The sequence below is a fragment of the Aphanizomenon flos-aquae FACHB-1287 genome (assembly GCF_014698755.1).
Lineage (GTDB): Bacteria > Cyanobacteriota > Cyanobacteriia > Cyanobacteriales > Nostocaceae > Dolichospermum > Dolichospermum flosaquae.
This window is the reverse complement of sequence record NZ_JACJTO010000006.1, coordinates 108,448-128,901: the sequence shown is the minus strand read 5'-3', so window position 1 is coordinate 128,901 and position 20,454 is coordinate 108,448. Positions and strand designations below refer to the sequence as shown.

Sequence of the window (20,454 nt, the reverse complement as noted above, 5' to 3'; positions counted from 1 at the left end):
GTAAATGTGCTTAGGCATATTGAGCTAAAAAAAGTTAAGAAAACATAGATTTTCTCAAAGATATTGTTTTTTGAGCAAATGATTATTTAAAGGCTGTTTAAAAGAATCGGAACTGAGCTATCAAGGAAAATATTAGATGAATGAGTTTCTATTTTTAACAAGTTGGTTCGTGCCTCTTTATAGCTTACTAGGGGCGATTTTAACTTTGCCTTGGACGATAGGAATCATCCAACGGACAGGACCTAGACCTGCGGCTTACTTGAACTTATTGACTACCATCTTCGGTTTTGTCCATAGTTTATTAGTATTTAAAGATATCTGGAATCGAGAACAGGAAAATTTAGTAATTACTTGGTTCCAAGCGGCTGATTTTCAATTGTCTTTTGCTTTAGAAATTTCCGTAGTCAGTGTGGGGACGACGGTTCTAATTACTGGATTAAGTCTATTAGCACAAATTTATGCACTAGGCTATATGGAAAAAGATTGGTCTTTAGCCCGATTTTTTGGTCTATTAGGATTTTTTGAAGCTGCTCTAATTGGGTTAGCAATTAGTGATTCCCTCTTTCTCAGTTATGCTGTGCTGGAAGTGCTAACTCTTTCTACTTATTTACTTGTCGGATTTTGGTATGCTCAACCTTTGGTGGTGACAGCGGCACGAGATGCCTTTTTAACGAAACGGGTAGGAGATTTGTTGCTATTAATGGCTGTGGTGAGTCTTTCTACTTTAGCCGGTAGCTTAAACTTTTCCGATTTGTATGAGTGGGCGCAAACGGCTGATTTAAATCCTGTGACATCAACTTTACTCTGTTTGGGTTTAATTGCAGGCCCCGCTGGTAAATGTGCTCAATTTCCTCTGCATTTGTGGTTAGATGAGGCTATGGAAGGCCCAAACCCCGCTTCGGTGATGCGAAACTCTCTAGTGGTGGCTGGGGGTGCTTATTTCCTCTACAAAGTTCAACCATTATTATCTTTGTCCCCTATTGCTTTAAATACTTTGGTGGTGCTGGGGATTATCACAGCAGTGGGGGCAACATTGGTATCTATTGCCCAAATTGATATTAAGCGATCGCTCTCCCATTCTACCAGTGCTTACATGGGCTTGGTATTTTTGGCGGTGGGTTTAGAACAGGGTGGAGTAGCATTAATGTTACTCCTGAGTCATGCCATTGCCAAAGCCTTATTATTCATGAGCTCTGGTTCAGTTATTTATACTACTCAAACTCAAGACTTGACAGAAATGGGGGGTTTATGGTCAAAAATGCCAGCTACTACTACGGCTTTTGTGGTTGGTTCGGCAGGTATGGTAACACTATTACCACTGGGCAGTTTTTGGGCAATGTTAGCATGGGCTGATGGATTGCTAAAGGTTAGCCCTTGGGTAATTGTGGTTTTAATCTTAGTTAATGGCTTAACGGCTTTGAATTTAACTAGGGTCTTCCGGTTAGTTTTTTGGGGACAACCCCAACCAAAAAGCCGCCGAGCCCCAGAGGTTGCTTGGCCAATGGCATTACCAATGGTGACTTTAACTATACTCACTTTATTATTACCACTGATGCTACAGCAATGGTATTTATTACCTAGTTGGGAAAGCCTTAATTGGTATCTGGTTGGATCTTTGGTAGCTTCTACTGTGGCTGGAGTAAGTATTGGTGCAACAATTCATCTTCATAAAGCTTGGTCAAGATCGAGGATTTTGGTCTGGAGATTTATACAAGACTTATTAGGCTATGATTTTTACATAGACCGGATTTATCGCTTAACGATTGTAAGTGCTGTGGCGCTGTTATCTAGGATATCCGCGTGGAGCGATCGCTTTTTGGTAGATGGTCTGGTAAATTTGGTGGGCTTTGCTGCGATTTTCAGCGGACAAAGTTTGAAATACAGCATTTCTGGTCAATCCCAGGGTTATATGCTGACAATCCTCGTAGTTATTAGCGTTCTCGGTTTTGCTATTAGTTTCTCATTAGGTTTATTCAATAAATTGCCTTTTTAGGGAATAGGTGATTGGTAATGGGTGATTGGTAATAGGTAATAGGAAAATTCTTCCTCCCTGCTGCCTGGTCCCTGCTGCCTGGTCCCTGCTCCCTGTTCCCTGCCCTCTATTCCCTAACTGCTATGCTGAGTACATTGATTTTACTGCCGTTAATTGGTGCGGCTTTGATTGGTTTCTATCCTTTTGGTATTACTGCTAAACTAACCCGAATCATCGCTTTTGTTTTTAGCATTATTATTTTTCTATGGAGTATTTTCCTGGCAACTCAATTTAATCCGGGAGAAATTGGTCAACAGTTTGCTGAATCCCTACCTTGGGTAGATGCTATTGGCTTAAACTATAATCTAGGTGTAGATGGTTTATCTCTACCTTTATTAGTTCTCAATGGTTTATTAACTTGTATTGCTATTTATAGCAGTGATGAATCTCAACAACGTCCTAGATTTTACTATTCTCTAATTCTGCTCTTAAATGCTGGGGTGATAGGAGCATTTTTAGCACAGGATTTATTGTTATTCTTCCTGTTTTATGAATTGGAATTAATACCCTTATATTTGCTAATTGCGATTTGGGGGGGGCAAAAACGGGGTTATGCAGCCACAAAATTTCTGATTTATACAGCTTTTTCAGGAATCGTCATTTTAGCTAGTTTCTTGGGTATGGTTTGGTTAAGTGGTTCTCCCAGTTTTGGACTAGCAACATTAAATTCCCAATCTCTACCCTTAGCAACGCAAATTTTACTCCTGTCTGGAATTTTGGTGGGTTTTGGGATTAAAATTCCCCTCGTTCCCTTCCATACTTGGCTGCCAGATGCCCACGTAGAAGCCTCCACACCCATATCTGTGTTGTTAGCTGGAATATTATTAAAACTAGGGACTTATGGCTTACTGAGATTTGGGATGAATTTATTACCAGATGCTTGGGCTTATGCAGCACCTTGGTTAGCCACATGGGCGGTAATTAGTGTATTATTTGGAGCATCGTGTGCGATCGCACAAACAGACATGAAAAGGATGGTAGCGTATAGTTCCGTCGGACACATGGGCTATGTATTATTAGCAGCAGCAGCATCTACACCCCTCAGCGTCTTGGGTGCAGTCATGCAAATGATTAGTCACGGGTTGATATCCGCCATGTTATTTCTGTTAGTGGGAGTCGTGTATAAAAAAACTGGTAGTCGTGATTTAGATGTAGTGCGGGGATTACTTAATCCAGAACGAGGTTTGCCAGTTATTGGTAGTTTAATGATTGTTGCCGTTATGGCCAGTGCGGGTATACCGGGAATGGTGGGATTTATTTCCGAATTTATTGTTTTTCGCGGCAGTTTTGCGGTTTTTCCGGTTCAAACATTATTAGCAATGCTGGGAACAGGTTTAACTGCGGTTTACTTCTTAATTCTTTTAAATCGTGCCTTTTTCGGACGGTTATCAGCAGCAGTTACTAACTTACCTCGTGTTTATTGGAGCGATCGCATCCCTGCCATCATTTTAGCAGTAGCGATCGTTATTTTCGGCATTCAACCCAATTGGTTAGTCTATTATACCCAAGCCACAATTACCACAATGGTAAAAACGAGTAGTCATCATGTCATAGCAAATCGAGAGCTACTAGATTTTTGACTTTTTCGGGAAAATTATAACCAAAATCAGATCATTATAGCCATCAAAAAAATCGCAAAAATCATAGTTCAGACATTTAAATTCTAGGAGAATTGACATGATGACAACAACAAAAAATCCCCCTTACAACCCCCTAGCTGAATTTGTAGAACGTTTACAAACTGGCGAAGCATTACTCAAAGATAGTCCCGAAAACGTTTTAGAAGTTGTTGGTATTCTCAAAAGTTATGGTGTGGTTTTAGATGCCTATTCTAAAAATCTTATTTACATCGCTGAACATCAATTTTTAGTATTTTTTCCCTTCTTCAAATATTTTAATGGTGATATTTCTCTTGCCAAATTACTCCGTCATTTATGGCATGATCGGATTAATTTTGAATATGCGGAATATTGCCTGAAAGCTATGATGTGGCATGGTGGAGGTGGTTTAGATGCATACTTAGATACTACAGAATTTGAAGATAGAGCTAAAGCTGTTATTGCCGCTAAGTTTAAATATAATCCCCTAATTTTGGGAATAAATCAACTGTTTCCCGAATTTTTAATAGAACAATTACGAGTCTCGGCTTATTACACTGGGTTAGGTCAATTTTGGCGAGTTATGGCTGATATGTTTCTAAATTTATCAGATCGCTATGACAACGGCGAAATTAAATCTATTCCCCAAGTTGTAGAACATATTAAATTGGCTTTAGTTGCAGATGCAATGAAACCAATTACATATAGTGTCGAAATTGGCAATAAAGTCTATGATCTGATTCCCGAATCGTTGGGTTTAACCTTCCTTGCAGATACCGCAATTCCCTATGTAGAAGCGGTATTTTTTAGAGGTACACCATTTTTAGGAACAGTTTCTTTAAACGCGCAAGCATATCAAGTTCCTCCAGATCAATCTCGATTCCAATATGGTGCATTATACGCAGATCCTTTACCTATTGGTGGTGCGGGTATTCCTCCTACTTTGTTAATGCAAGATATGCGTCATTATTTACCAGAATACTTACATAGTATTTATCGTCGTAGTCTCAGAAGTGAAGATGATTTGCGAGTCCAAATTTGTATGAGTTTCCAAAAATCGATGTTTTGTGTAACTAGCGCCGCAATTTTAGGACTTTTACCTTATCCTTTAGATACTCAAGATTTATCTGAGCAAAAAAATAATCAGATCTATTTAGAAAAGTGGATGTCAAGATTAGAAAATTCTCAGTTATTAGAAGTAAATAAATAGGGTGATACTAATTGCAGATGAAGCTGCATAAAATTAGATTTCTAGAATAATTGGCCGCAGATAAACGCAGATAAACGCGGATAAATACCTTTGATGATTATTCTGTGCAGCTTCATATAAAGTTGGTATCTTGTGAATATTTAGAAGTATTTGAAATTTACAGACCAAACCAAACTAAGAAATTATCCCACCAAGAAGTAGAAAGATTTCCCACAGATAATTGCATTTTTTGGCGAATATTTTGAATGTTCCAGTTGGTAAGTCTAGCTAAAGTTCGCGCTTCTTTTTCAAATCGCTGATTTAAAGAACTTTTATATTGTCTTCCTGCACTACATTCGAGATTACCTGTAAATGGGTGTTGTAAAATATAACGTCCTTGAAAAAAGTCCCGTTGAGAAGTTGTTTGAAACATCAAATCTTCGGGAAATTTGTTTCTTGTGTAACGCACGTGCAAGCGAGTAATGAAAACACTACTACTAGGGAAACGAGAACGAAAACGGGGAGATACTGGTCTATCATTACTATTATTATCTAACCAAAACACACCCGCTTGTTTTAATTCTTCATTATTAAGTGGTTCAGCAGAACAAGGATCACAACTACTCATATCCCAAGCATATTCTAAAAAGCCGACTTTTTTATCTTCTTTGGTGTAAGAAGTTTGAAACATGGATTTATAAAAATCACCAAATTCATTTTTCACAAAAACAGGAATATTTACATCTGAAGGAACTTTAACTGTGCGATAATTAGTAATTTCTGCCTGTCCCTGGGGTGATAAAATATAAACAATTAAATCCTGTTCTGTAGTAGCATTAATCATTCCTAAACGAATGGGTAACATAAATTTTAGTGATTCGTAGGAAATTTGTAAAGGACGCAGGAATTGATAACCTGATTCGGTAAATTTATCTAAGTTGACTTTCGCAACAAAGAATTTCATGGAAGAACGAATGTAGGGTTTTAGTAATTCTTTTGCACCTTTAGGAATTTTATAACCATTGCGATTTAGCCAAATTTCTAATCCACCAGATTCTTTAGCGCTGAGGATAACAATATCATATTCACCAACATTAAATTTGGCTTCAACCGTTACACCTAAATTGCTATCTTTCTTCATGGTGTTTTCTGCACCTCTCATTCTTCCTAATGCTTGTGGTGCTGGCATACTTTCCATTATATTATTTTGGGAACAGGGGTCAGAATCGAAATATTCAACTAATCTGGGGGCGCTAAAAGCATCTAACCTTTCAATAATTTTCGGTTGGGCTACATGAACTTGTTCTTTTTGTAATACTGTGGGAACAGGAATAACAACTGCAAAATCTTTAACATCACCTTGAAAATCATTAGCCATTGTTAAAACGGTACGATTTCCGTCTCTTGCTAGTATGACTTGTGAAGCTTGGTTATAGAGTTTTGTATCAGCTTTAGCTACATAGAACCCACAAAAAGCCCAAGCTGTAGGCACAAAACACAGCACGGCTAAAAGTGCAGAGATTAAGGGCATGAATAGGCGAAAAAATTGCATTTTTAACCTCAGTTGATGATAGTTAATTGATGATTTTCTGCTGATAATTCTGTTTTATTCCACCAAGAAAATCTAGGTGTAATCCAGAATTGATCTAAGATAATAGTCAAAGGGGCAAGGGTAAATAAAGCCCAAAAAACAGCAGTTGGTAAAAAGAATAAATTCCGCAAAATAAACGTTAATAAGGCGATAGATACTGCCCAGATTATTCTACTAATATTGGCGTTGGGAATTGAACGCGGATCTGTCACCATAAACAGAGAAAATAATAGTAAAGATCCACTCATTAAATGATGAAAATAAACATCCCAAGTCCAACCTAACCACATATTTCTGATGGCTGCTAAGAGGGAATAAGCACCTAAAAAAGCGGCGGTAGTATCCCAACGACCAACGCGCTTTAAAATCATTCCTCCAGTCCCCAAAAATAACAACGCATACCACCATTCTTCCCCCCATTGTCCTGGGGATACCCAAGCATCATTAGTGAGGGTGAGAACAGTAATAATGCCAAAATTAGCAGGATTAAAAAAGTGCTTTTCTCCAAATTGAAAGAGAAATTTACTAGCTATGGCTGCAAATCCAGCTAAGGCCATGGTTGGCCAATGATCAACCCGTAATAATAAACTGAGTCCTAAGGATGTAATTAGGGGACTACGGATATTAATTACTGGAAAGTTGTCTTGGGATTTAGTGATCAATGAGAAGATAATTTGAGTTATAATGCAGGAAGCGATCGCCACACCAATAAATTCTGGATGTAATGTCCAGTCTCGCGTTAAAATTCCCAAAATCAAAAATAAACTCAGAAATAGAATTTGATAATCTCGAATATCTTTGTATAATATCATTTTCAGTCTAGGCATTACCCGCAGATTTTTTCTTAATTTAAACTAATTTGATCATAACAGAATTTACGCAATTGGTACAAGCGATTACTAGGTCTGATTTCGCTATTACCTAAAAAGAGGGTTGCAGTGTGTTGGCGAATATTGTTACTTACTAATGCTAAAATATCTAAGATTGATGAGAGCGACGAATTTCTGTAATTTGGTCTGCCATATCTAAAAGGAACTTGGGCATTTGAGAACCTGTCAGGATAATATCAATATGAGAGGGACGGTGAGCAAGAAACTCTAAAACCTCAGATTCAGGAATTAAACCGAAATTTACCGCTAAACTCAACTCATCTAATACTAGTAAAGAATACTTACCTTCATTAACTACCTTTTGAGTATGTTGCCAAAGTTCTTGTAAAGCTTGATTTTCCGATTCATCTAAATCTGAATTATCAATATAACGAGGCAAATCACAGCGAATCCAGTCTAAATGTTTTCCCATTTGGGTAGGTCGTTCACATCCTTGACGAATACCACCTTTGAGGAACTGGATTATTAATACTGGTGTACCTTGTCCAGCAATTCTCAGTGCTTGTGCCATCACACTTGTAAAAAAGCTACGCTCAGGACTAGTAAAAACTTGTACTAATCCTGTCACGGAATATGGTAAACTGAGAGTCGAATTTAGACCAGGAGTTTCTAATTGAGCAACCATAAGACAAATTTAAACAACTAACTATTTTAAACAACTAACTATGTTACTGAATTGAGGTATAAAAATCAAAAATTTCTTGGCTCAAATTTTGACTTTTTACGTTTTTGTGCCTTTACGTGAGATAAATCTATGCTTTTATTCACTAAAGTCAATTTAATAAATTACAAATCAAAAGACATAATTATCATACAGCACTATTGAGCATTCCCACGATTAATATGTATAAGACAGTAAGCAAAAATTCAAAAGGAGATTTTAATGGTTTGGCAACGTCCTGACGGAAGAAAACCCAGTGAACTCCGTCCCCATAGTTTTTATCCTGATTTTACCCGCTTTGCACCAGGTTCGGTTTTAGCCAAGTGTGGTGATACTCAAATTTTATGTACTGTCAGTATCGCAGAGGGAGTACCTAAATTTTTGACTGGTAGTGGTCAGGGTTGGTTGACAGCAGAGTATAGAATGTTGCCATCAGCTACCAAAAAACGCCAGGAACGGGAATTAATGAAATTATGGGGGAGAACCCAGGAAATTCAACGTTTAATTGGTAGAAGTTTAAGGGCTGCTTTGAATTTTGAGGTTTTAGGAGAACGGACGCTAATGGTAGACACAGACGTATTACAAGCCGACGCAGGGACGAGGACAATGGCAATTACAGGGGGTTTTGTGGCTTTAGCCCATGGTATATCTCAATTATTACAGCAAGGGGTGTTAGAGCGATCGCCTTTATGTAGACAAATAGCAGCGGTTTCTGTAGGTTTGTTGCAGCATGAACCATTTTTAGATCTTAATTACATTGAGGATGTAGCCGCAGATGTAGATTTAAATGTAGTTATGAATGATAAATTAGGAATTATTGAAGTTCAGGGAACAGCGGAGGTAGGAAGTTTTAGCCGTCAGCAATTAAATCAAATGTTAGATTTTTCTGAACAAGGTATACAGCAATTATTAACTGCTCAAAAAAATGCCATTCCTGATTGGAATACCTTATTTATAGAAAATTAAATTGCCATATTTACCAAATAAAAAAAATTCAATTAGTGTCTGTAAACTTGCCACCAAAAAGAAATTTAGAACAATCTTGGTTAATTCGCTATTTGTCGGTATTTCTGTTGTTAGGTCAAATTTTACTGCATTTACTGCGCGGGAAAACCTACTATCGCAAGATATTAGAACATACAGTTACAGCAGGTCCTGCTTCTCTTTCTCCAGTGTTATTAGTCAATGGTTTTGCTGGGATGATTTTCACCATTCAAACCGCTAGAGAATTGGTGAGATTTGGGGCTGTAGATACTGTTGGCGGTGCATTTGCTTTAGCTTTTTGTCGAGAATTAGCACCAATTTTAACTGCTAGTATTATTGCTGGACAAGTTGGTTCAGCTTTTGCTGCGGAATTAGGAGCAATGCAGGTGACAGAGCAGATTGACGCTTTATATATGCTCAGAACAGACCCTGTTGATTATCTAGTTTTACCTAGAGTCATTGCTTGCTGTTTAATGATGCCTGTAATGATGATTTTTGCGGTAGTTACAGGTATGATGGGAGGAGCTTTTGCTGCTATGCAGTTTTATCAAGTTGTTCCCGAAACATTTTTAGAATCAGTGAGGAGTTTTTTATCACCGTCAGATATTTTTATTGTTTTACTCAAGGGATTAATCTTTGGGGCTATAGTTGCTGTTAATGGTTGTAGTTGGGGACTGACAACGCAAGGAGGAGCAAAGGAGGTAGGAGAATCAGCCACAACTGCTGTTGTTACTACTTGGGTGGCAATTTTTATTATGGATTTTATCTTGGCTTTACTACTTTTTGAAAAACCTATATTGTAATACTAACAATGAAAATAGACAGAAAAGGTAGTTATTATAGCACTTGCTAGAGATTTTAAAGAAACTGTTAATACATAAGTACAAAGAGATTCTCGATATTTTATTTATTTACAGAAATATCCTCATATTCTCTCAACATTCCTTTGCGGTAATTATTAGCGATTAGTACAACTGAATACTGACAACCAACCAAAAATAATGTTAAATGCAGATGGAGGACGATAATTTATGGCTTAACTTGACGATATTAAAAGTTTCCAGAGTTAAACCAGAAAATTGTCAGAAGTTCGCTATGGTATTGCAAAGAAACAGCATAATGTGTTGATAATGCCATGAATAAAACTGTTGAAATCCACTCCAGCGCATCCGTACTTGTCCAACGAGCGCTAGAATTAATTCTCTCAAAAGTGGAAACTGCTATTAGCGAACGGGGACAATTTACAATTGCTTTATCAGGTGGCAGCACACCAAAACCTTTGTATGAAGCCATAGCCACGCAAAATTTACCTTGGGATAAAATTCATGTATTCTGGGGAGATGAGCGTTATGTTCCAGCAGATCACCCTGATAGCAATGAACTAATGGCGCGACGGGCATGGTTAGATCAGGTTGCTATACCAGCGGCTAATGTTCATGCTATACCCACTTTGTCGACTAACCCAGAAGTGGATGCATCTAAGTATAACCAGCATCTCCAAACATTTTTTAATTCTAGATCAGGAGAGTTCCCCGCATTAGATGTAGTTTTATTAGGAATGGGTGATGATGCCCATACTGCATCTTTGTTTCCCCACACGGAAGCTCTCAGGGTATGCGATCGCTTAATTACTGTTGGTAATAAAGATGATAATCTTCGTATTACCTTTACCTACCCATTTATTAACGCTGCTCACAGTGTGATTTTTTTAGTTGCTGGTGCTAATAAAAGACCGGCTTTAGCCCAAATTTTTGCACCGGTAGCTGATGATTTTGCCTACCCATCTCGGCTAATTCGACCCCAAGGAGAACTTTACTGGTTGCTCGACGCAGCGGCTGGTTTAGAGTTCCCACACTAACTATAATTCTGGAGATTTGGATGATTTAGATGATTAACAATCATCACCAAGGATCAACATTTTCTCCTCTAAAGTAATTATTAGCATCCCAAGAAAGCTAAAATTACTTATGTGCTTGTAAGTAACATTTTTACAACGACCTTCACCAAGGCCTAAATCCATGATCGTCTGCCCTAATTGTAATCATCCCAATCCAGACGGCGCTGTTCAATGTGAAGCTTGCTATACGCCGTTACCAGCCACAGCTAATTGTCCTAATTGTGGAGCAACTGTCCAGTCAGATGCCGCTTTTTGCGGTCAGTGCGGTTATAATCTCCGTTTTAGTGCTGCAGCAGCAGTGGCCCCAAAAATTGCGCCAGTGGTCGCTCCTGACCTCATGATGCAACTGTTACAGCCTGATGCTTTAGAAATTACGGCCGCCACAAATCCTCCTGTTAGTTCTATTCCTGTATCTGCTCCGGTAGTTGTAGTTGAGGAACAAGCGGTTTATGTTCCTTCCGTACCTGCACTTATAGTGCCAGAACAAGAAGTATATATTCCTGCTCTCCTTACTCCTCCACCTATACCTGTAGCACCAGAACCAGAAGTACATATTTCCCCTGTACTTACTCCTCCACCCGCACCAGCAGAGCCAGAACCAGCAGCTTATATTCCTCCTGCTTATGTGCCTCAAATAGATCCTGTGACAGTTCCTGAAGTAGCTGCTGCAGCACCAGCAAAGGTGTCTAACACCCAATTACAACAGGTAGTAGCGCGGTTATTTCATGTTCAAGCTAACCAAGAAATAGAATTACCACAAAATCTCTCGGTTGTGCATATTGGGAAGCCTAATGATCGCATTCCTCCAGATATAGATGTTTCCGGATTCCCAAATTCGGAAATTGTTTCCCGGATTCACGCAGATATTCGGATTGAGGGAGATGCTTGTTATCTGGAAGACGCGGGTAGTTCTAATGGTACTTATGTTAATAATTTACCTCTATTACCCGGAAACAGACATCGCCTCCGACCAGGTGATCGTATCAGCTTGGGTAAGGGTGATTTAGTGACTTTCTTGTTTCAACTCTCTTAGGAACAGGTAATAGGTAATGGGTAATGGGTAATGAATATCTCTCTGCTCCCTGTCCCACCGCTATCATCACAATAGCTTATTAACTCTAGTTGCTAGTTATCCAATAAACTAGATAATTAGCAACTTGGGTAAAAACATGATTAATGATGCAGAGTATATCAGGAAAGCTGAAGCTAATCGCGTAGAAGTTCTCAGCGAAGCACTACCTTACATTCAACAATTCTCTGGTCGCACCGTTGTAGTTAAATATGGTGGCGCAGCCATGAAGGATAGCAACCTCAAAGATAAGGTGATTCGGGATGTGGTCTTTTTATCTTGCGTTGGTTTGCGGCCAATTTTAGTCCATGGTGGAGGTCCAGAAATTAATAGTTGGTTAGGTAAGTTAGGAATTGAAGCTCAGTTTAAAAATGGTTTGCGCGTTACAGATGCGCCAACGATGGATGTAGTGGAAATGGTGTTAGTTGGGCGTGTGAATAAAGAAATTGTCGCTCTAATTAACCAAGCTGGAGGTATGGCTGTAGGACTTTGTGGTAAAGATGGTAATTTAATTACGGCTCGTCCTCAAGGTGATGAAGGAATTGGTTTTGTTGGGGAAGTTAGTAGTGTTAATATCAAAATATTAGAAACACTTGTGAATAATGGCTATATTCCCGTAGTTTCCAGTGTTGCTGCTGATGAAACGGGACAGGCTTATAATATTAATGCTGATACCGTAGCGGGGGAAATAGCCGCAGCTTTGGGAGCAGAAAAGTTAATTTTGCTGACCGATACCAGAGGGATTTTAAAAAATTATCAAGACCCTTCTACTTTGATTCCTAAAATAGATATTCGGGAAGCGCGACAATTAATTGCTGATGGTACAGTTAGTGGGGGGATGATTCCTAAGGTGAATTGTTGCGTGCGATCGCTGGCTCAAGGGGTGAAAGCTTCACATATCATTGATGGTCGTATTCCTCATGCTTTACTGTTAGAAGTATTTACAGATGTGGGGATTGGGACAATGATTTTAGGTTCTCAGTTGAGACAATAATCGCAATTAATAGTCTTAGTGAATGAAATTCACGGCTAGACAAACAAAGTCCGCTTATGCGGACTAAATAAAGTTAGAGTTTTTTAACCCACGCAGGTGGGTTTTGTTTGTGTAGATGCGGTTTCTAACCGCTGATGTAACTAATAACTAATAACTAGTAACTAATAATTAATGATCAATGACTACAGAAAGTTTAGAACTCGCTAAATCTCGTTACCAAATGGGGACAATTGCTTTTGAAAATGGCCAATATCGGGAAGCTGTAGAAAATTTAGAAAAAGCCAGTGCCCTATTAGGAAAAAATACCCGTTTTGCTGGTGAAGTAGAAATTTGGTTGGTGAATGCTTATGAAGCTGCGGGACGTTCGGAAGAGTCCATAAATCTTTGTCAACAGCTTGTAAGTCATCCCCACTATGAAATTCGTCAACAAGCAAAGCGTCTAGTCTATATTTTAAAAGCGCCCAAACTTAATCGTCCTCAAGAATGGATGACAGAAATTCCCGATTTTGGTATAGTTGCTGATAACAAATCGAAAATAGTTATCAATTCCCAACCTAAAAAATCTCAATCTCAACCTAAATCTGTAGAACTAGAATATATTGATCTTAGCACGGTCAATACTAAAGATAATCGCTTTGTTTGGGTAGCTTTAATTGCTGTTTGTTTAACAATTTTCTATTTAGTTTGGTTAAGTTTTTAGCAAATAAGGAGAAATGACCATGAATATATTCACTTTCATTAAGATAAAATCTGTATTTTTTTCAATTAGTAAAATTGGCAAAATTACCAAAATAAAACCTATTATATTGACGGTAATACTTTCTTCATTGCTTCTATCTGGTTGTGTAAAATATGATTTAGGAGTGAATTTTAATAGTACAAATAATGGAGAATTAATACAGCATATTCAGTTAGCGGAAAAACTCACTATTTTTAGTGGTGATTATCTATCAGAATGGTTAAAAACTTTAGAAAATCAAGCGCGAACTTTAGGAGGTTCAACACAAAGAATTTCACGAGCAGAAATTATTGTTAAAATTCCCTTTACTAGTGCGAAGGAATTACAAGAAAAATTTACTGTATTTTTTAAAAATCGCAGGTCTGAAGATAGTAATAATACAGAAATGTCAGATATTAACTCAAGTTTGGTAGCAGAAGATAGGAATTTTTTCCTATTCTCCAGAAATCATTTAGTTTATGATTTAGATTTGCGTTCTTTGTCCATGCTTACTGCTAAGGATAATAATTCAATTGTCAATTTAGATTTTAGTTTACAAGCACCTTGGGGAATAAAAAACATTGACAATAATGAAAATGCTATTAAACCAGAAAAGCATGGTAATCAATTGATATGGACACTTAAACCAGGTGCTATTAATCATATAGAGGTGGTGTTTTGGTTACCTAATTTCCTGGGAATTGGGACTTTATTGATTATTGCATTTGTGTGGTTGGGGTTCTATTTGAGATATACGTTATTACCAAGTCCGAGTATTCAGTTAACGGTGAAAGAGTTGTAAAATATTGGCATCAGGATGTAATTACTTCCTGAAAATGTAAAATGTTGGGTTTTATCAACCCAACCTACAGAATTTAATTGAATCTCTTTAGGTAAAGATGCTAATTCTTTTAAAAATTTCTTTGTATATTCAACTTTCTACATTACTTACCATATCAAAAATAGTGATCACGCTAATTACCATTTAGAAGGATTATTAGGATGTAATTGATCATTTTCCCAAGATAAAGGATTATTTTGGACACACAAGTGTTGAATCCTGCAATAAAACTTTACAATCTTTGCGTTTTACCCAGGTAAAATCCATTGTCTATTGAGAATAGAGTCATTAATTGACCAAATTTGGTATCACCAATACCAATGCACAACTTGGACACAATCCTCAAAATCTTAACATTCAACACTTCTGTTTTGGACATATTCTCTAATTCTTGCTAAAGATTCATCATTTCTAATAATATGATCATAATAATTGCGTTGCCAAACTGGATTTTGAGGTGTATTACGAATGATGTTAATTTTCTTGGTTGTTGCTGATTTAAAACCTGCTATTAATGATGATATGGATTTTGGTTTCATTGATATTTTTGGCCGTGATGATTGAATTTGCCCTAGGGGCGAACGGCCGTTCGCCCCTACATTATTATCCTGGAAATCTACATCATTTTTCATAAAATCGCTGTTTATTTCTTGATTAATTATAACAATTCCATGAAAATGATTAGGCATAATTACAAAATCATCAAACTCAATTTCTTTTCTAATTTCTGCTGATTTTAACCATTCTTCTTTTATTAACTGACCAAAATTATTTAATATTATTTGACTATTTATAATATTTCCAAATAAACATTCACGTTGATAACAACAAATTGTAATGAAATAAAGACCAGACTGAGAATAATCATAGCCTTTAAGACGAATTGATTGGCGTTTATGTATATCAGGATTATAGGTCATAAAATTAAATTTTAGATTTAGATATATAAATTTTAGATATATTTTTCATATATTAATTTACATTGTAGGGGTGAACGGCCGTTCACCCCTACCCAATCAATAATATTAAAAAATTGCCATGAATAAAATTCTTTTCTGGAACAAATCCAATAATTTCTTATAATCTTGACTAATTTTCATATTATTTTTTAGTGATTGACTTTTCTCGTTATCAGACAAACATTGCTTGGTTTTATCAAATATGATTTTCTCTAAATTTGACCATAATTCTTCATTTATAAATGAAAATGTATCGCTTTTTGGATCAAAAATATATTCATATTTCTGATCCAAATCTGGATCTATTTTTTCTAATTCAGATAAATGAATCTCTAAATAACCTAACTCAACAGCATCAAAATATTTTTCTACGTATTCTTTAGACTTTGTTTCTGTTCCTTGAAATAATCCTTTTAAACATTCATAAATACTTTTAGAACTAAAAGGAATAGTATTACCATCAAATTCTGAAAGAAACTTCTCAGAAAATATTTTTATAGTGTGAAATTGAATTGCTTGTGACATTTTTTATCCTTTCCATACTTGTTTAATATAATTAACAAGTGATTCCATGTTACTTAATTTTGATAAGTTTTGGATTAATCTTTGTACTTGTTCTCTATCATAATAATCAATCTCAACCTGACCTTGATAGGCTTGTTTAAATTTCTCTAGTTCTTGTCTAGCTGTATTAGTTATTACATTTATCGGGAAAACATAATAATAACCACTAGGCTTTCCTTCTCTTTCCCATCTTTTTTCAACACTTTTAATGGCTGATTTTAAATAGGTTAAATTAATCTCACCACTGGGATCATAAGAAGATTTGCATTCCCAGATATAATTACCTTGTTTAAAGACTTTCGATTCCATATTTCATTTTTGATAATAATCACTTAACAACTTGTGTGATAGTGTCTCTTAAGTTCCACATAGATTTTGACTACAAATAATTTAATGTCTATAAGTAGATTAGACTATGCAATAGTATAAAGCAATTGTAGTTAATAATTCTTAATATTTTTCGAGTAATGCCATAACCAAATGTAGGGGCGAACGGCCGTTTGCCCCTTAAATTATAAACCACTCTTGTAACAATTCCCTTACAATAAAATAAAGAAAACAAGATATTGCAAATCATGTTAGTATCCCATATTCCGCACTTCATTTTGTAATATGCAAATATTTCCTTAATTTTATTTTTTATTGTTTTTAACAATACATATATTATCAAAGATTTTAAGTTTTAATACGTAATTTTTCCACCCTTATTAACCCTTATTAAGAATAATGCTTGAAAAGGCTTATACTACATTATGAAGTGCAGAATGTCGGTTAGCATAATATCAACATCAGTTTGTCAGAATCAGGATGTCCAGGATTTTAGGATTTACAGGATTAGTTTATTTTAGAGGATGAGAGATTAAGCGATCGCACGCTTAAATAAATTATAAACAGTAATAGCATTTTAAATTCCCAGAAAGCTATCACACATCCAAATTACCATAAAAGCTATCAAATTTTTACCCTAGAAAGATATGAATTTATCAAAGAATATAGAGATGAAATGAGACGTATAAGAATTGCAGCATTTGATCTCGAATATTGTGAATTAACTAATGAACCTCTTATGGACAAACATAATGATTTTTCTCATATAAGAAGTGTAAGCGTTGATTTAGAATTAGCAGATAAGATATGGAATGGTTTAGTTGTTAACAGACAAATACATAAAATAATTACTGAACATTTTATTAATGATGAGGCACAACTACTAGATTTATGTAAAGATAAAGAATGGAGTAAAAATTGGTATGATCATTTCAATCATGAACTGAAGCTCTATTACTTATAATTATTAATAGAAGAATATAGCACAAAACTTTTGAACTTACTTTTTATGTCTTGGTTGGGTCTCAAGTAGGAAATTATAACTAATAATAGCTTTAGCTGGGTAAATTGAATGATTTTTAACAAAACATCCTTCAAAGCAATAAATCTTATTATTTGATTCTATTTTAATATCCTTCTTATAGTTGGGATTAATTCCTTGTCCATTATCTACCGATTCATAAAACCATTGTTGCAATAGTAAATCGGATTTTTGATTGTCTGCTTCAACAGATATTTCTCTTTTACCTTCATTTAAATCAAACTTCTTAAAAGTGTATTTACAATTATTAACGACAATAGTACAATCAGACATTATTTTTACCCTTATTTAATAACATTCTTTAACAATCAACAATACAAAGCTTCTTTGCAAGAAAAACTCTAACAAAATATTATAAACCACAAACTGTCTATTTCTGACAAATTCGTTTACTAGTAATTCCTGTAACAATTCCCTTACAATAAAATTAAAGAAAACAAGACATTGCAGGAGAAAGGCTAAATCATGTTAGCAGAATACCAACAACACACCCAAGAACGCGCCCAACTCAGTATTCCCCCCTTACCATTAGACGCAGTACAAACTTCAGAATTATGTGAATTACTGAAAAAACCCGCCCCAGGTACGGAAGAGTTATTATTACATTTATTACGCGATCGCATTCCCCCCGGAGTAGATCAAGCAGCTTATGTAAAAGCCGGATTTCTTACTGCTATTGCTAAAGGAGAAATTACCAGTCCCTTAGTCTCTGCTATCCAAGCAGTAGAATTACTGGGAACAATGGTAGGCGGTTATAACGTTCAATCCTTAATTGATTTACTCTCTTCCCCGGTAGCAGAAACCGCAGCAATAGCATTGAGCAAAATCCTGTTAGTTTATGATGCGTTTCATGATGTATTAGAACTATCAAAAACCAACAAATACGCTAAAAAAGTGGTAGACTCCTGGTCCGCAGCGGAATGGTTTACCACTCGTCCCACATTACCAGCATCTATCACCGTCACGGTTTTCAAAGTTCCCGGAGAAACTAACACTGACGACTTATCACCAGCAACCCACGCTACAACTCGTCCAGATATTCCTTTACACGCCTTAGCAATGTTAGAAACCCGACAACCGGGAAGTTTAGAAACCATTGCAGACTTAAAGAAAAAAGGACATCCTGTGGCCTATGTCGGTGACGTGGTGGGTACAGGTTCATCTCGTAAATCTGCGATCAATTCTGTATTATGGCATTTAGGTAATGATATCCCCTTTGTACCAAATAAACGGGCTGGAGGCTATATTTTGGGTAGTGCGATCGCACCTATCTTTTTTAACACCGCCGAAGATGCGGGAGCTTTACCTATACAATGCGATGTCACAAAAATGGCGACTGGTGACGTAATTACCATCTACCCCTACAAAGGTGAAGTTACCAACGCCGCAGGAGAAGTAATTTCCACCTTCAGCCTCAAACCTGACACCATTTTAGACGAAGTTCGCGCAGGTGGCCGCATTCCCCTATTAATTGGCCGTACCCTCACCGACAAAACCCGTCAAGCCTTGGGTTTAGCACCCAGCGATTTATTTATCCGCACCCCCCTAACCCCCCTTACTAAGGGGGGACTGGGGGGATCAGACACCGGAAAAGGCTACACATTGGCGCAGAAAATGGTCGGTAAAGCCTCTGGTTTACCAGGAGTACGTCCGGGAACATCTTGCGAACCAATCATGACCACAGTGGGTTCTCAGGACACTACAGGACCAATGACCAGAGACGAGTTAAAAGAACTGGCTTGTTTAGGTTTCAGTGCAGATTTAGTCATGCAAAGTTTCTGTCACACAGCCGCTTATCCCAAACCGGTAGATATCAAAACCCATCAAGAACTACCAGACTTCATTTCCTCTCGTGGTGGCGTGGCTTTGCGTCCCGGTGATGGTATCATTCACTCCTGGTTAAACCGGATGTTATTACCCGACACCGTGGGAACAGGAGGAGACTCCCATACCCGCTTTCCCTTGGGAATATCCTTTCCTGCAGGTTCTGGTTTAGTGGCCTTTGCCGGTGCATTGGGTGTAATGCCCTTAGATATGCCAGAATCGGTATTAGTCCGTTTTAAAGGAGAATTGCAACCAGGAATTACCTTGAGAGATATTGTTAACGCCATTCCTTATGTAGCTATTCAAAAAGGTTTGTTAACCGTGGAAAAACAGAACAAGAAAAATGTTTTTTCCGGGCGCATTTTGGAAATTGAAGGATTACCAAATTTGAAAGTAGAACAAGCATTTGAATTAACAGATGCTTCCGCCGAACGTTCTTGTGCTGGATGTACAATTAAGTTAAGTGAAGAGACCATAGCGGAATATTTGCGTTCCAATATTGCTCTGTTAAAAAATATGGTAGCACGGGGTTATAGTGATGCCAGAACTATCCTGCGGCGCGTCGCAAAAATGGAGGAATGGTTAGCCAATCCTGTGTTATTATCAGCAGATGCAGATGCGGAATATGCAGAAGTAATTGAGATTGATTTAAACGACATCAAAGAACCAATTGTAGCGGCACCAAATGACCCTGATAATGTTAAGTTATTATCGGAAGTTGCGAATGATCCAGTACAGGAAGTTTTCGTAGGTTCTTGTATGACAAATATCGGACATTATCGAGCAACAGCCAAGGTTTTAGAAGGTGCTGGTGCGGTGAAAGCGCGGTTATGGATTGCACCTCCGACAAGAATGGATGAACATCAATTAAAAGTAGAAAAAGTGTATGATGTTTTTGTAGGTGCGAATGCGAGAACGGAGATTCCTGGATGCAGTTTATGTATGGGAAATCAGGCGCGAGTTGATGATAATACAACGGTGTTTTCTACTTCAACTCGTAACTTTAATAATCGCATGGGAAAAGGCGCTCAAGTGTATTTAGGTTCAGCGGAATTGGCGGCGGTTTGTGCGTTGTTGGGACGTATTCCTACGGTTAAGGAATATATGGAGATTGTTGGGGAGAAAATTAATCCTTTTGCTGATAATTTGTATCGTTATTTGAATTTTGATCAAATTGTTGGTTTTGAGGACGAGGGGAGGGTGATTAGTAAGGAGGAACAGGCGGCTTTGGTATAATGTAATTGAGGTGAGTTCTTTGTGGACTCACCTGAATG

The 20,454-nt window shown here is 37.1% G+C and carries 19 protein-coding genes; 12 read left to right on the top strand and 7 right to left on the bottom strand.

Going from position 1 to position 20,454, the window contains the following annotated elements; all coding sequences use genetic code 11:
- Nucleotides 1-136 precede the first annotated feature (136 nt).
- The 3 genes from H6G44_RS04840 to H6G44_RS04830 all read left to right on the top strand — a co-directional run bounded on the left by H6G44_RS04840 (nucleotide 137) and on the right by H6G44_RS04830 (nucleotide 4,840).
- A complete protein-coding gene (locus tag H6G44_RS04840) occupies nucleotides 137-1,993 on the top strand; it encodes an NAD(P)H-quinone oxidoreductase subunit F (RefSeq protein ID WP_190385775.1) in 1,857 nt (618 codons plus the stop codon).
- Between the two features lie 122 nt (nucleotides 1,994-2,115).
- Nucleotides 2,116-3,612, top strand: a complete 1,497-nt coding sequence (locus H6G44_RS04835) for an NADH-quinone oxidoreductase subunit M (RefSeq protein WP_190385776.1) — start codon at nucleotides 2,116-2,118, stop codon at nucleotides 3,610-3,612.
- 97 nt (nucleotides 3,613-3,709) lie between these two features.
- Complete coding sequence (locus H6G44_RS04830; protein ID WP_190385777.1) at nucleotides 3,710-4,840, top strand: CO2 hydration protein; 1,131 nt, start codon at nucleotides 3,710-3,712, stop codon at nucleotides 4,838-4,840.
- Nucleotides 4,841-4,997: 157 nt separating this feature from the next.
- On the opposite strand, the gene H6G44_RS04825 is transcribed toward H6G44_RS04830, so the two are convergent.
- The 3 genes from H6G44_RS04825 to H6G44_RS04815 all read right to left on the bottom strand — a co-directional run bounded on the left by H6G44_RS04825 (nucleotide 4,998) and on the right by H6G44_RS04815 (nucleotide 7,925).
- Nucleotides 4,998-6,371, bottom strand: a complete 1,374-nt coding sequence (locus H6G44_RS04825) for a DUF2330 domain-containing protein (RefSeq protein WP_190385778.1) — start codon at nucleotides 6,369-6,371, stop codon at nucleotides 4,998-5,000.
- Nucleotides 6,372-6,379: 8 nt separating this feature from the next.
- The gene (locus H6G44_RS04820) at nucleotides 6,380-7,219 is read right to left on the bottom strand and encodes an RnfABCDGE type electron transport complex subunit D (RefSeq protein ID WP_190385840.1); all 840 of its coding nucleotides are present in this window, start codon (nucleotides 7,217-7,219) and stop codon (nucleotides 6,380-6,382) included.
- Nucleotides 7,220-7,388: 169 nt separating this feature from the next.
- Nucleotides 7,389-7,925 (bottom strand): P-loop NTPase family protein, encoded by a 537-nt coding sequence (locus H6G44_RS04815; protein WP_190385779.1) that lies wholly within the window; start codon nucleotides 7,923-7,925, stop codon nucleotides 7,389-7,391.
- 258 nt (nucleotides 7,926-8,183) lie between these two features.
- Between H6G44_RS04815 and rph the strand changes: the two genes are divergently transcribed.
- From rph to H6G44_RS04780, 7 genes are all read left to right on the top strand, one after another.
- The gene (gene rph, locus H6G44_RS04810; protein ID WP_190385780.1) at nucleotides 8,184-8,927 is read left to right on the top strand and encodes a ribonuclease PH; all 744 of its coding nucleotides are present in this window, start codon (nucleotides 8,184-8,186) and stop codon (nucleotides 8,925-8,927) included.
- Nucleotides 8,928-8,974: 47 nt separating this feature from the next.
- On the top strand, nucleotides 8,975-9,748 hold the full coding sequence (locus H6G44_RS04805; protein WP_190385841.1) for an MlaE family lipid ABC transporter permease subunit: 774 nt from the start codon (nucleotides 8,975-8,977) through the stop codon (nucleotides 9,746-9,748).
- Between the two features lie 332 nt (nucleotides 9,749-10,080).
- Complete coding sequence (pgl, locus tag H6G44_RS04800) at nucleotides 10,081-10,803, top strand: 6-phosphogluconolactonase (protein ID WP_190385781.1); 723 nt, start codon at nucleotides 10,081-10,083, stop codon at nucleotides 10,801-10,803.
- A gap of 160 nt (nucleotides 10,804-10,963) precedes the next feature.
- Nucleotides 10,964-11,875 (top strand): FHA domain-containing protein, encoded by a 912-nt coding sequence (locus H6G44_RS04795; protein WP_190385782.1) that lies wholly within the window; start codon nucleotides 10,964-10,966, stop codon nucleotides 11,873-11,875.
- A gap of 136 nt (nucleotides 11,876-12,011) precedes the next feature.
- Entirely contained in the window at nucleotides 12,012-12,905 is an 894-nt protein-coding gene (gene argB / locus H6G44_RS04790) for an acetylglutamate kinase (RefSeq protein WP_190385783.1), read from the top strand.
- A gap of 178 nt (nucleotides 12,906-13,083) precedes the next feature.
- Nucleotides 13,084-13,605, top strand: a complete 522-nt coding sequence (locus H6G44_RS04785; RefSeq protein ID WP_190385784.1) for a tetratricopeptide repeat protein — start codon at nucleotides 13,084-13,086, stop codon at nucleotides 13,603-13,605.
- Between the two features lie 19 nt (nucleotides 13,606-13,624).
- Nucleotides 13,625-14,425 carry a DUF3153 domain-containing protein gene (locus tag H6G44_RS04780; protein WP_190385785.1) on the top strand — a complete coding sequence of 267 codons (801 nt, stop codon included), beginning with the start codon at nucleotides 13,625-13,627 and terminating at the stop codon, nucleotides 14,423-14,425.
- A gap of 389 nt (nucleotides 14,426-14,814) precedes the next feature.
- Here H6G44_RS04780 and H6G44_RS20165 read toward each other — a convergent pair whose 3' ends face one another.
- The 3 genes from H6G44_RS20165 to H6G44_RS04765 form a co-directional block, all read right to left on the bottom strand.
- The gene (locus tag H6G44_RS20165) at nucleotides 14,815-15,384 is read right to left on the bottom strand and encodes a transposase (protein WP_190385786.1); all 570 of its coding nucleotides are present in this window, start codon (nucleotides 15,382-15,384) and stop codon (nucleotides 14,815-14,817) included.
- A gap of 105 nt (nucleotides 15,385-15,489) precedes the next feature.
- Nucleotides 15,490-15,948, bottom strand: a complete 459-nt coding sequence (locus tag H6G44_RS04770) for a hypothetical protein (RefSeq protein WP_190385787.1) — start codon at nucleotides 15,946-15,948, stop codon at nucleotides 15,490-15,492.
- Between the two features lie 3 nt (nucleotides 15,949-15,951).
- Nucleotides 15,952-16,296, bottom strand: a complete 345-nt coding sequence (locus tag H6G44_RS04765) for a hypothetical protein (protein ID WP_190372156.1) — start codon at nucleotides 16,294-16,296, stop codon at nucleotides 15,952-15,954.
- A gap of 694 nt (nucleotides 16,297-16,990) precedes the next feature.
- Here H6G44_RS04765 and H6G44_RS04760 point away from each other — a divergent pair.
- Complete coding sequence (locus tag H6G44_RS04760) at nucleotides 16,991-17,278, top strand: hypothetical protein (RefSeq protein WP_190385788.1); 288 nt, start codon at nucleotides 16,991-16,993, stop codon at nucleotides 17,276-17,278.
- 36 nt (nucleotides 17,279-17,314) lie between these two features.
- On the opposite strand, the gene H6G44_RS04755 is transcribed toward H6G44_RS04760, so the two are convergent.
- Nucleotides 17,315-17,629: a hypothetical protein gene (locus H6G44_RS04755; RefSeq protein ID WP_190385789.1), complete on the bottom strand. Its 315-nt coding sequence runs from the start codon at nucleotides 17,627-17,629 to the stop codon at nucleotides 17,315-17,317.
- A gap of 192 nt (nucleotides 17,630-17,821) precedes the next feature.
- Here H6G44_RS04755 and acnB point away from each other — a divergent pair, with 192 nt between their 5' ends.
- Nucleotides 17,822-20,416 carry a bifunctional aconitate hydratase 2/2-methylisocitrate dehydratase gene (gene acnB / locus H6G44_RS04750; RefSeq protein ID WP_190385790.1) on the top strand — a complete coding sequence of 865 codons (2,595 nt, stop codon included), beginning with the start codon at nucleotides 17,822-17,824 and terminating at the stop codon, nucleotides 20,414-20,416.
- The last annotated feature ends 38 nt before the right edge of the window (nucleotides 20,417-20,454 follow it).

Coding starts and splice junctions, on each gene's coding strand:
- rph (WP_190385780.1), top strand. CDS start 8,184: ATGGTTTGGCAACGTCCTGACGGAAGAAAACCCAGTGAACTCCGTCCC.
- H6G44_RS04795 (WP_190385782.1), top strand. CDS start 10,964: ATGATCGTCTGCCCTAATTGTAATCATCCCAATCCAGACGGCGCTGTT.
- H6G44_RS04825 (WP_190385778.1), bottom strand. CDS start 6,371: ATGCAATTTTTTCGCCTATTCATGCCCTTAATCTCTGCACTTTTAGCC.
- acnB (WP_190385790.1), top strand. CDS start 17,822: ATGTTAGCAGAATACCAACAACACACCCAAGAACGCGCCCAACTCAGT.
- pgl (WP_190385781.1), top strand. CDS start 10,081: ATGAATAAAACTGTTGAAATCCACTCCAGCGCATCCGTACTTGTCCAA.
- H6G44_RS04765 (WP_190372156.1), bottom strand. CDS start 16,296: ATGGAATCGAAAGTCTTTAAACAAGGTAATTATATCTGGGAATGCAAA.
- argB (WP_190385783.1), top strand. CDS start 12,012: ATGATTAATGATGCAGAGTATATCAGGAAAGCTGAAGCTAATCGCGTA.
- H6G44_RS04755 (WP_190385789.1), bottom strand. CDS start 17,629: ATGTCTGATTGTACTATTGTCGTTAATAATTGTAAATACACTTTTAAG.
- H6G44_RS04785 (WP_190385784.1), top strand. CDS start 13,084: ATGACTACAGAAAGTTTAGAACTCGCTAAATCTCGTTACCAAATGGGG.
- H6G44_RS04830 (WP_190385777.1), top strand. CDS start 3,710: ATGATGACAACAACAAAAAATCCCCCTTACAACCCCCTAGCTGAATTT.
- H6G44_RS04835 (WP_190385776.1), top strand. CDS start 2,116: ATGCTGAGTACATTGATTTTACTGCCGTTAATTGGTGCGGCTTTGATT.
- H6G44_RS04780 (WP_190385785.1), top strand. CDS start 13,625: ATGAATATATTCACTTTCATTAAGATAAAATCTGTATTTTTTTCAATT.
- H6G44_RS04840 (WP_190385775.1), top strand. CDS start 137: ATGAATGAGTTTCTATTTTTAACAAGTTGGTTCGTGCCTCTTTATAGC.
- H6G44_RS04770 (WP_190385787.1), bottom strand. CDS start 15,948: ATGTCACAAGCAATTCAATTTCACACTATAAAAATATTTTCTGAGAAG.
- H6G44_RS04760 (WP_190385788.1), top strand. CDS start 16,991: ATGAGACGTATAAGAATTGCAGCATTTGATCTCGAATATTGTGAATTA.
- H6G44_RS20165 (WP_190385786.1), bottom strand. CDS start 15,384: ATGACCTATAATCCTGATATACATAAACGCCAATCAATTCGTCTTAAA.
- H6G44_RS04815 (WP_190385779.1), bottom strand. CDS start 7,925: ATGGTTGCTCAATTAGAAACTCCTGGTCTAAATTCGACTCTCAGTTTA.